The sequence below is a fragment of the Akkermansia biwaensis genome, assembly GCF_026072915.1.
GTDB classification, from domain to species: Bacteria; Verrucomicrobiota; Verrucomicrobiia; order Verrucomicrobiales; family Akkermansiaceae; genus Akkermansia; species Akkermansia biwaensis.
The window spans coordinates 1,215,556-1,226,938 of the sequence record NZ_AP025943.1 but is presented as its reverse complement, the minus strand read 5'-3'; the positions used below and the strand labels follow the sequence as shown (position 1 = coordinate 1,226,938).

The following is an 11,383-nucleotide window of genomic DNA, read 5'->3' as shown; positions in this document are numbered from 1 at the left end:
TGTTTTGAATTATGTCTGGCCATGGCAGAATATGCAAAGGTATTTTTAAAAAGTGATTTAGGAAAAGGAATGGTTTTATTATTCTCAAAATTTCTAATAATAAATGAACTATTTTTATTTTTTAACATTTTGCATCATAACAAATTCTTGTTTAAGCCAGCCGGTTCACTATCAAGAATCATCTCCCATGTGTATTAATTCTGACATTGATTTACATGAAGACGGTTTGCATTTTATTCATTTATTAGAGAAACTGAATAAAATATCCAGCAGGCTGGATAGTACAGATGACGCCCAAAGCATACTTGATGAAGCACGGGAATCTATCTATGCTTATTTAAGAATTCAGTATGGTGACGGGAATTGCATAAGTAAAAAAGGTCTAATATCGTGTGGCAAGATATTGAGATTGCATGAATCACTTTACCTCCCCGGAAATAAATTTATCGCTACAAAATATGATGTAAAAAATAAGATATTTGAATATCAGCAGGAACTTGTTTCCGCTTTTCTTAAAAGGAGCAATGAGATAAAACAAGCAGAAAGGGATGTAGATCAGGAAATATTTAAGTCTTTATCAGAATTGGATTGTGATATGTTTAATTATGACAATTTCAGGAGCCATTTGATAAAACAGGGCAATGAAAAAGAGTGGTTGATACGCGGTCTTTTTTTTCTCATCCAGGAAGCTTATGAAGGTAATCAGAATGCCATGTCCATATTACTGAAAAACAGTAACGAGGGGATATGTTCCCTTGCCCTGGCTCTTATTCTAGAACGGCAAAATAGATTGCGTTTTATATTGAGCCAGTATCATGATTTATCATGGGAAAATACCTGGGGTTGCATAGATAAACAGAAAGAAATGATTTCCGATTTGTTAGAAAAGAGTATTGCCCAAGGTGAACCTTGGGCCAAAAAGATTAAAGAGGCTGATATTATCGCCAAGTCCAGCCTGGATTTCTTAAAGAGGATGTGGAAATAATACTTATGGATGCGGAATATCACTAGCCCAAGGCAACGGAGAAAGCGTTATTGATACTATATAAATTCATAGAATGGTTTAAAGTATCAGAAGCATTGTAAATAAATCAAATATATGAAAATGTTTCATTCATGTATTCAAAATGTAATAAGGATATTTAATATGAAAATATCTAATATTTCCTATAATGGCATATTGTCTTTCTGTTGCTGTTTTCTTTTTGCAGGATGCTATTCTTATATGAGCAATCATAAAACGCTACAAGCACAAGGATAAAAAGGCTAAAACAAAACCGGTAGAATTAACCGAACGGGAACGTAATGATTTTTTGAGACTTATTAAAAAATTTAGAAATAAATATGTAGAAGGGCCAGTCCCACAAATGGCCATGGATGGGATAGGAGAGGTGAATATCACTTCATATGACTCTGTCACAATTCTGTTTGATGATTTTTTTAGGACTATCCATGTACCAGGAAAAAGAGCGGATGAAGAAACAAAGCATAAACTCTACCAATTAATGGATGAAATAGATAACAGATTGTTTGAATTTAAGAAATAACCGCTGAAATCCAATTATGAGCATCATTTCTTGTCTTCCGCTTCCAGTGGTACGATGTGCGGGGACACCCGGCACCTGCACGCAATAGCAAGAAACAAAAGCAGGCTACAGCGACAATTTTAGTTATAACGGCAGAAATGCACTCATCGGAGCCACCTTGGGCTCTACAACATTGGCAAACACAAGACGGCACAGGAAGTGAGGGGGACTGTCCCATGCATCCAATGAATTCAATCAGTATATTCGCATCTCCTATATTACTTTTAACGCTCCATACCGGAATAACCTTTCGTACCGCCATATGACACCAATAGCAACCAGACCACAGCCAACACTTTAACAGGAGTCTGGCCGACACGAAAACAGGAGACCTTGTGCAGCTAGTGCAGTGGAATAGCGAGATATGCGGTTCAAAAGAATGAAGACCGAAAAAAGGACTGCCGGTAAGGCAGTCCTTTTTGAGACAGGGAATGGAAACTTCCATTATTGCACCATGGGCGTTTTCTGGGCCTCCGGCACGGGCAGCGGCGTGTTCTGAATAGTGACCGGAGTCCCTATGCTGGTCTGCTTATAGAGGATTTGGGCTACGTTCCGCGGCAGGCGCACGCAGCCGTGGGAAACGGGGTAACGGCGCACTTTGCCGACGTGCAGACCCAGCCCTGCGTTGGTGAGACGCTGCCAGTAAGGCATGGGAGAGCCGTCAAAACGGCCGCCTTCCGGAACGGGATCGGTGGATTCCGCATTGTAGTTGATGCATTTGCCTTCCGCATCATACATTTTGCCGTACAGATTGGAAATATGGTCCTCCTTTTTGGAGATGACGGTGTAGTCGCCCGTTTTGGTCGGGTAGGCCTTGACACCGGAAGAGAGCGGGAAGTCCATGGCGACGAGTCCGTCCACCAGGTACTGCCCCCGCTGGTCATTCAGGCAGACAAAGATCTTGCGCGATTTCTTCGGCGTACGCTTCAGCAGGGTGTCATCCTTGTAAATATCGTAGGTTTTCTTGTAGTCCTTGCGGGCTACGAAGTGCGCGTACGTGGAAGGATGGAAGGGGTTTTTGTATTCCGGAACGGATTTGTCCAGGGTGCGGGGGTCCGGCAGGGAGGAGTGTTCCTTGCCGGAGTGGGAACAGGACATCCACCCCATGCAGAGCACGGGGAGGATGGCCAAAGGGAGGAGGCGCTTCATAAGTGGCGGATCCGGAACGAAGGCTCCGGATTATTTGGAACGTGGGATCGTCAGTTTCTGGTTGATGTGAATCAAGTCGGACTTGAGCCTGTTGGCTTTTTTGAGTGCGGCTACGGAAGTGCCGTTTCTGCGGGCAATGGCGCCCAGGGTATCGCCCTTCTTCACGGTATAGGTCCGGGCCTTGGGAGCGGGCTTCCGCGTAGTTTTTTTGGCAACGGCGTTGCGGGAGGAGCTGGTGGATTTGGCCGCCGACTTCCGCGTGGTCGATTTCTTGTTGACGGAGGGTTTGGCGGGCGGGTTGTAGGAGTAGTCCGAATTGCTCGCCACCGGGCTGTAATGGCCGGATTCATACGAGGGATCGGAACTTTCCGCAATCCACGGCGGAATTTCCCCGTTGGCTATGGGTTCCGCAGTATCGTAGCCAGCCGTGGAAGATTTCTGGCTGGAGCAGGAGGAAAACGGAAGGACCAGCGCGGCAGCGCAGGTGCAGGTTAAAATAAGGTGCGCTTTCATGTGTGCCTGTTCTTACTAATTTATCATTTCGGTTTCAAGGAGCTAACGCTGATTTTGCGGATTTTTTTTCACTGCTGGCGCAAATTGTAAAATGTTCCGGCATTCCGGGTGGTCAAACGGGCGAATTCTTCCAGCTCCATCCCTCTGGCCGCAGCGATGAAGCGGGCCGTATGGATAAGATGGGCGGGTTCGTTCATGCGGCCCCTGAGCGGTTCCGGACTGAGGTAGGGGGAGTCCGTTTCCAGCATGATGCGGTCTTCCGGACACCAGCGCGCCGTTTCCGCCACGACGGGAGCGTTTTTGAAGGTAGCCACCCCCGTGAAGGAGACCATGCCGTCCAGCCTGTCAAAGATGCGCGCTGCCTGTGCGGTGTCCCCGATGAAGCAGTGGAAGACGGGCCGGACGCGGCCCGCATGGTTTCCGGCAATTGCCAGGGCGTCTTCAAAACTCCGGGAGCCTTTTCTGTCCCGGGTATGGAGAACAATGTTCAATCCCAGGCGCGCGGCCAGTTCAAAGTGTTCTTCCAGGAGTTCCTGCTGGCGGCGGTGGAAGTCCGCCGTTTCCCAGCCTTCCGGGACAGGGTGGAAGTAGTCCAGGCCGGTCTCTCCGATGGCGGCGAGGGGAACGGTTTCCGCGGCCGCGGTCAGCTTTTCCGCCCAGTTTTCAGGCGCGCCGTGTGCATCGTCAGGATGAATGCCCAGCGCGCAGAAAACCGTGCCGGGGAATTGGCGCGCCCAGGACAGGTTTTCTTTCCAGTCGTCCATGCACGCTCCCAGAGTGATCATGCGGTCTATTCCTGCCTCAGCGGCATGCCGTACGTAAATTTCCCGGCGGGACTGGTCGAATTGCCGGGAAGCCAGATGGCAGTGCGTGTCAATGATCATGGTGTGGAACCCTTGTGGGGTAAAGCGGAAGTCTGTGGATATTTTCCCTTATTGAAAAGTCCAAACCGGAAGCATGCCTGATTTTTCCTTGCAAGGCGGATGGGAAACGGACAAACTGCCCCGCATGAAATGTGCAGCTTTGCGCGTATGCGCCAGCCTGTTAATGGCAGGAGCGTCTTCTCTTTATGCAGGAACCGCCCCTGCCGCAGCCCCTCAGGAAGGGTCTGTTATCAGCCTTCATGTGGAGAACGACATGTTCGTAGGGGATGACGATAATTATACCAGCGGCGTCCGCATTGGCTGGATGTCCGGCACCACCGCGGAAAGCCGAACGTTTTCGGGCATGCTGGGAACGGTGCTGGGGGGTACGAATGCTTCTGATTCCTGGCGGCGCTTCATGGGAATGAACGGTTCCTCCAATCTGCGGCAGCAGTGGGGCCTGGACCTGACCCAGTTAATGTTTACACCGGAGCGGAAGCTCCGCGAGCCGATTTACGGAGAGCATCCCTACGTGGGCAACCTGACGCTGGGTCTGATATCCCTGGTTAAAAACGAGGACCGGGCAAATGTCCTGGAGCTCCAGCTGGGTACCACGGGTTCGCCCTCCCTGGCCAAGGGTTCCCAGCACTTGGTCCATAAGATGTGGGGCATGGAGCAATGGCCCGGCTGGAACAACCAGCTTCCCAGCGAAATGACCGCCAATTTGTTTTTCAAGCGCTATTACCGCCTCCGCGGGCTGGAAAGGCATTATGGTTCCGGGTTGGAGACGGACGCTCTGGCCTACTGGCATGCGGATGCCGGCACCGTGAAGGTGCAGGCGGGCGGGGGCATGACCTTCCGCTTCGGCTACAATCTGGGCAATACCTCGCCGGAAAACAGCATCCGCGGGGCCACCAGCGCCGCTCCCCCCTTCGTTTACAACCGTACTTCTGTTTCCAACTGGGGCTATTACGGGTATCTTCACGCGTCGGCGCGCGCCGTGGCGCATGATCTGTATCTGGACGGCACCGTTTTCCATTCCTCCCCGGATTACGTGAACAAATATCCCGTGGTGGCGGAATGGGGCTACGGATTCGGCGTCACCTACAAGCGTACGGAATTCCTTTTCGGGCTGCATTATATTACCAAAGAATACACGCGGCAGGAGTCCCTCCAGTGCGTAGGCGTGCTTCAGCTGAGGCATACCTTTTAATACCCGCATTTCATATGGCCAGGGCGCATAGCGGGGCGGCAGCTTGCAAAATGCAGGTTTGCTGTTAGAATTAGAATCGCGGATTCGTATGTAACAGGACGATCCGTTCGTACATACAACCTTTGACACACCCCATATATTCATGAGAACAACCAGATACTGGCGTTTGTCCTGCACCGCGCTGGCGGCAGGCACCGTGATGTGCGGCCTGTCCGCCCATGGCGGGGATGCGCCTCCGTCCGAACCCGCCCCCACCGGGCTGGAGTGGGAACAGGAGCAGAACCTGCATTTGAACAAGGAGGCCCCCACGGCTTCCTTCATGTCTTTCAGTGATTTGAAGTCCGCCCTGAACGTGCTGCCGGAAAACAGCAAATGGTGGAGGTCCCTGAACGGACAGTGGAAGTTCTACTGGGCCAAGGATCCGCAGAGCCGCCCGGCCGATTTTTACAAGCCGGATTACGACGTGAAGGACTGGAAGGAGATCAAGGTTCCCGCCTCCTGGCAGACCCAGGGCTACGGCACCCCCATTTATTCCAACCAGCCTTATCCTTTTGAGCGCGCGTGGCCGTATGTGATGAAGGAGCCCTCCAATAAGAATTATACGTCCTACAAGGAACGGAATCCCGTGGGTTCCTACCGCCGCACGTTTGAGGTGCCCGCGGACTGGGACGGCCGGGAAGTGTATATGCAGTTTGACGGCGTGGATTCCTTTTTCTATCTCTGGATCAACGGCAAATACGTGGGCTTTTCCAAGGATTCGCGCAATCCCGCCCGGTTTGACATCAGCCCCTACCTTAAAAAGGGCGAGAACGTAGTGGCCGCAGAGGTGTACCGCCATTCCGACGGCGCTTATCTGGAATGCCAGGATATGTTCCGCCTCTCCGGCATTTTCCGGAATGTTTCCATCTTCGCCCTGCCGAAGGTGCATGTGCGCGATTTCTTTGTGCATACCAATCCGGTGGACCAGAGGGACTGGGCCCTGAACATCGACCATACCAAGCCCGGCACCATGGACGGCGACTGGCGTCTCCAGGTGGACGTGGATGTGCGCAACCTGTTCCCGGCCACGCAGAAGCTGGACGACTGCACGATTTCCATGGCGCTCTACGATTCCGCCGGAAAACTGGTGGAACCCGTGAAGCCCAAGGACGCTCCCTACGACGGCGTGATGGAAAAGCCCCTGCGCATTACCGGCATGAAGGATTTCAAAACTTCCCTGCTGGGCATTTATTCCAAGCCGAAGCTCTGGTCCGCGGAGGACCCCAACCTGTACACCCTGGTGCTGACCTTGAAGCGCGACGGCAAGACGGAGGAAATGGTTTCCTCCCGCGTGGGTTTCCGCAATGTGGTGATCAAGGACAGCGTGTTCCTGGTGAACGGCAAGCCTGTCAAGGTGAAGGGCGTGAACCGTCATGAAAGCCATCCGGAGACCGGGCATTACCTGACTCCGGAACAGATGGAGCAGGAAGTGCAGATGATGAAGCGCGCCAATATCAACCACGTGCGCTGCTCCCATTATCCGGCGGATCCCTATTTCTACTACCTCTGTGACAAGTATGGCATTTACGTGCAGGACGAGGCCAACATCGAGTCCCACGGCTATTATTACGGCAAGGAATCCCTGTCCCATCCCATCGAATGGATGGCCGCCCATGTGGAACGCATCATGGCGATGGTGGAACGCAACAAGAACCACCCGAGCATCATCATGTGGTCCCTGGGGAACGAAGCCGGCCCCGGCCAGAATTTCCGTACTGCGGAAAAGATGGTGAAGGCGCGGGACATGTCCCGCCCCACCCATTATGAACGCAACAACGATATTGTGGACCTGGGCTCCAACCAGTATCCCTCCGTGGACTGGACGCGCTCCATGGCGGCCAACAAGGATTTCCCGAAGCCCTACTACATTTCCGAGTACGCGCACAACATGATGAACGCCATGGGCAACCTGGCGGATTACTGGGAGGCCATCGAATCCTCCGACCGCATCATGGGCGGCGCCATCTGGGACTGGGTGGACCAGGGCCTGTACAAGACCCTGCCGAACGGGGAGAAGATGCTCGCCTATGGCGGCGACTTCAACGACCATCCCAACAGTGGCCAGTTCGTGTTCAACGGCACCATCCTGGCGGACCGTACGCCGGAACCGGGCTATTTTGAAGTCAAGCATGTCCATCAGAATATCTCCACGTCCCTGACGGAAGACGGCAAGATTTCCATCTTCAACAAGAATTTCTTCACGGACCTGTCTCCGTATGACATTACCTGGACCCTTACGGAAAACGGGAATGTGGTGGCGGAAGGCGCGCTGAACACGCCTCCGGCCGGACCGCGGGAGAAGATTGTGGTGCCCGTACCGGACATTCCCCAGTTGAAAAACCGGAAACCCGGTGCGGAATATGCCCTGCGCGTCAGCTACAAGCTCAAGAAGGACACGGACTGGGCAAAGAAGGGCTATGAACTGGCCTTTGACCAGCTTCAGCTTCCCGTCCAGGGAGGACTGCCCATGTTCACGGCCCCCGCGGGCAAGGTCACGCTGGGAGCGGACAAGCACACGGTGTCCGGCAAGGATTTCACCGTGCAGTTTGACCCGGCTACCGGGGAACTCAGCCAGTTCACCGTGAACGGTAAGCCCCTGTTCAAGACGCCCATGGCGGTGAACGCCTTGCGCGCCGCCTCCAGCAATGAGCCGGGCGTCATGTCCAAGAGCATGGCCAACGGCCTCCGCCAGCTCAAGCAGGAAGTGGTCAGCTATGAAGCCATTGACAACGGCAGCAGCGTGACGGTCAAGCAGTCCGTCAAGGTCAGCGGAGTCCAGGCTGAAAAGGTCAACGGCTACGGGGATACCAAGACCACCATCACTCCGGTGAAGGAGCCGCTGAATGATGCCAATACGCATTTCATCAACAATCAGGAATGGACCATTTACGCGGACGGCACCGTGGTGTGTCAGTCCGTGCTGCTGCCGCGCGGCAATCCCCTGGAGCTGCTGCGCCTGGGTTATGAGTTCCAGTTCCCCGCCAATCTGGGCAACGTGGCCTATTACGGCCGCGGGCCGGAGGAGAATTACGCGGACCGCAAGAGCGGGATGCCGCTGGGCGTTTACAAGACCACCGCGAAGGACTCCTTCTTTCCGTACGGAAGGCCGCAGGATTGCGGCAACCATGAAGACACCCGCTGGGTGGCCGTTACGGACGACAAGGGGCAGGGGCTGCTTTTCGGTTCCCTGGGAACTCCGTTTGCCTTTTCTGCAATTCCGTATACCACGACGGAGCTGATTCTGGCCAACCACCCCGTGGAACTGCCGAAGACGACGGACAGGACCGTGCTGGTTCTTTCCGCCGCCACGCGCGGCCTGGGGGGCGCCTCCTGCGGTCCGGGACCGATGAGCCGGGACATTATCAAGGCCAATAAGCCCTACCCGATGTCCTTCTTCATCCGTCCCGTCACGGCCAAGTCCTACAAGGGAGAGCTCCGCGTACCCGCTGCCGAATTGGACATGACCATGCTGACCCGCACAGACAAGTACGCGGTCAAGAGCGTGACCAGCCAGGAACAGGGCGAAGCGGACGCCGAGTTTGCCATTGACGGCGATCCCGGCACCTTCTGGCACTCCGAATATAACAAGACCGTGACCAAGCACCCGCACGTGCTGGCCGTGGACCTGGGCAAGGAACGGGAGTTTTCCGGAATTACCTATTTGCCCCGCCAGGACGGCAGCGCCAACGGCCGCGTGAAGGATTATTCCGTGGAAGTGAGCATGGACGGCGAGAAGTGGCAGCCTGCCGCCAAGGGTTCCTTCCCGAACAATGCGGACCTGCAGCAGGTGAAATTCGCCGCACCCGTAAAAGCCCGTTATTTCCGCTTCTCCGCCCTCAGCGAGGCGGGGGGCAGGGATTACGCCGCCGTGGCTGAACTGGAAATTATTCCGGTGAAGAAGTAGCTTCTGCGGCTCAACCCGCTTGCACGATCGCCCCGCCGTTTTTTAAAGCGCGCGGGGCGGTTCCTTTTCCTTCCTGCAAGGTTGGCAAAGTGCCGCAAATCCTGGCGCCAGTCGAATCGCCATGCGGTCTCCGGCTGCACTTGTATTTAAAAGTACATTCGCAGGTATTCGTTCGGCCGCCATTGCCGTCAAGGCTTGCGGCATTCCGACGGCCATTTCTGAATTAATAGCGGTTTGCTGATGGCATGCGGCTTCATGGGACTCTTTCCATCCATGTTTTCGTGCATGAAAAAGCCTCCGTACAGAGTAATCCGCACGGAGGCTGATTGGTCAAGGAAAGCCTGTTTTTTATCTTCTTCTGCGCATCATCAGGGCCGCCAGGCCAAGCAGGCCCAATGTGGCCGTGGCCGGTTCGGGAATGAGCTGGAATCCATCGGGAGTGTTGTGGCCAAGGATGCATTCAACGTACCATTCACTTCCCAGTGCAGCAGCCTTATCCCGGGAAAGAAAATCAAGATAATTGGAACTAGGAAAATTCGGATCGGAGGGATAGGTGGCGAGACTGCCATCCTCAGTGTTGCGGAAGACGAATACGGCGATTTCGGTAGATGCATCAATGGTTGAACCGTTGCCGACCATCAGATAAAGAGGGGTATTTTCCAAGGTCAATCCCGCAGGCTGCTGGTATGATCCCGACAGGGAAAAGAGTCCGCCATTGGTAATAGATCCGTTGTCGGAAGAACTGACGTTGAGCGTGCTGACAAAATTGTTCCGAATATCGACTATTTGACTATAGCTCAGATTGCCTTGATCGTATTCATTTCCTCCGTTGGCCCATTTGACGTCGTTAAAGTTGTAATTCCAGTTTGTCAGGGTGCCGAGCATGGCACAACCGCTGCTGAGAGGGATTCCCAGGGTATCAGCGATGGAGGTATTATAATCCTCCTCGTTGGAAATGAGGTAATCGCCCGCCTGGACAAGTCCGCCGGCAAGGAAGGAGATTGAAGCAAGCGCACAAGTAAAGAAGGAATAGTGGGACATGGTTTGCAAAGGTTATTGTTGAGTGGAGATTGAAGAATTAATATTGATGTAGGCCGGAGTCTTGGAAGAGGAAGAAATGGAAAGAACTCCATGGAAGGGGATATCGGACACATCCTGTCCCTTCTCGTCTTCCCAACGGTCTCTCTGATAAGTACATTTTACCATGACGTTCTTGTCACCGAGGGGGACGTAAACGGCATCTCCTGATTGCAGAGTATTCTGCAGCCCGGTTTCCCGGAGGGAGTGGGCCAGGGGAAGCCTTGTGTGGAGCAGCGAATTTTGCCCGGCCAGCAGAAGTTTCTGATGTTTAGGAGATACTTCCCCAATGACGAAAGCCTTGATATCTTCCCCGGCCTTGCGAGTAATGTCCAACGGCTCATGGCCGAAGACGGGCATGCCGCCGACATCCTCCTTGGACCCTCTCCGCATCCATTGCGTTCCGGAGTAATATACCGCCTGTTTGGTAGTTTCCGAGTTGAAAATACTCGCATTGTCGGCGGAAGCCGCAGAGCCGCTTTTCAGTCCGAATTTGTTGTCATCGCCCAGCACGTCATTCAAAGTCCTCGCCTTGCGGAGAACATAGAAATCAGGAAAATTCCCCTTTTTGAGGAATTCGGCCAGAAGGGAGTCGCTTACCTCGATCTCATGCTCCTTCCAGCAGGAAGACGGTTTTTTCCAGCCGTCCCGGTTGAGGGGAAGAGCCACGACCTCGTTGCCGAAGTGGAGGGCCAGGATATAGGCGGAATTTTCGTCCATCAATTCATTGAAATTGACGTCAGGGTCTGTGATGGTGACCTTGCTTCCGCTTGAAGTGACATTGTCCGTTTTCAATGTATGCTGCATCAGGGCTTCCGGATGGACTCCCAGCCCCAGGTAATTGGCTTGCTTGGCGTACAGGTCCGTTTGAATATAGCCGCAGGGCGTGCTGTAGGCCGTCTCCGCATGCAGGGTCGCCGAGAAGACCGGAAACAGGGCACAGGTACAGAAACAAGCTGGCAGGCAATGTACCGGATTCATAAACATTAATCCATTAAGGGGAAAGGGCATCATTTGTCAATTCAGAAAGGGAAAAACG

Annotated in this window: 9 protein-coding genes; 4 read left to right on the top strand and 5 right to left on the bottom strand. The window is 53.3% G+C overall.

Annotated elements, in window-relative coordinates:
• Positions 1-187 precede the first annotated feature (187 nt).
• Together OQH67_RS05000 and OQH67_RS04995 are read left to right on the top strand one after the other, a co-directional pair.
• Positions 188-985 carry a hypothetical protein gene (locus tag OQH67_RS05000; protein WP_215437343.1) on the top strand — a complete coding sequence of 266 codons (798 nt, stop codon included), beginning with the start codon at positions 188-190 and terminating at the stop codon, positions 983-985.
• A gap of 328 nt (positions 986-1,313) precedes the next feature.
• On the top strand, positions 1,314-1,547 hold the full coding sequence (locus tag OQH67_RS04995) for a hypothetical protein (RefSeq protein ID WP_215437346.1): 234 nt from the start codon (positions 1,314-1,316) through the stop codon (positions 1,545-1,547).
• Positions 1,548-2,030: 483 nt separating this feature from the next.
• On the opposite strand, the gene OQH67_RS04990 is transcribed toward OQH67_RS04995, so the two are convergent.
• From OQH67_RS04990 to OQH67_RS04980, 3 genes are all read right to left on the bottom strand, one after another.
• Positions 2,031-2,735 carry a L,D-transpeptidase family protein gene (locus tag OQH67_RS04990; protein ID WP_215437349.1) on the bottom strand — a complete coding sequence of 235 codons (705 nt, stop codon included), beginning with the start codon at positions 2,733-2,735 and terminating at the stop codon, positions 2,031-2,033.
• 30 nt (positions 2,736-2,765) lie between these two features.
• A complete protein-coding gene (locus tag OQH67_RS04985; RefSeq protein ID WP_215437351.1) occupies positions 2,766-3,248 on the bottom strand; it encodes a LysM peptidoglycan-binding domain-containing protein in 483 nt (160 codons plus the stop codon).
• A 68-nt stretch (positions 3,249-3,316) separates the two neighbouring features.
• Entirely contained in the window at positions 3,317-4,132 is an 816-nt protein-coding gene (locus OQH67_RS04980) for a TatD family hydrolase (RefSeq protein WP_215437353.1), read from the bottom strand.
• A gap of 73 nt (positions 4,133-4,205) precedes the next feature.
• Between OQH67_RS04980 and OQH67_RS04975 the strand changes: the two genes are divergently transcribed.
• Entirely contained in the window at positions 4,206-5,324 is a 1,119-nt protein-coding gene (locus OQH67_RS04975; protein WP_215719995.1) for a lipid A deacylase LpxR family protein, read from the top strand.
• A gap of 199 nt (positions 5,325-5,523) precedes the next feature.
• Entirely contained in the window at positions 5,524-9,267 is a 3,744-nt protein-coding gene (locus tag OQH67_RS04970; RefSeq protein ID WP_484460791.1) for a glycoside hydrolase family 2 TIM barrel-domain containing protein, read from the top strand.
• Positions 9,268-9,615: 348 nt separating this feature from the next.
• Here OQH67_RS04970 and OQH67_RS04965 read toward each other — a convergent pair whose 3' ends face one another.
• Both OQH67_RS04965 and OQH67_RS04960 read right to left on the bottom strand, forming a co-directional pair.
• Positions 9,616-10,308: a PEP-CTERM sorting domain-containing protein gene (locus OQH67_RS04965; protein WP_215437361.1), complete on the bottom strand. Its 693-nt coding sequence runs from the start codon at positions 10,306-10,308 to the stop codon at positions 9,616-9,618.
• A gap of 12 nt (positions 10,309-10,320) precedes the next feature.
• Positions 10,321-11,325 (bottom strand): hypothetical protein, encoded by a 1,005-nt coding sequence (locus OQH67_RS04960; RefSeq protein ID WP_215437364.1) that lies wholly within the window; start codon positions 11,323-11,325, stop codon positions 10,321-10,323.
• Between the last annotated feature and the right edge of the window lie 58 nt (positions 11,326-11,383).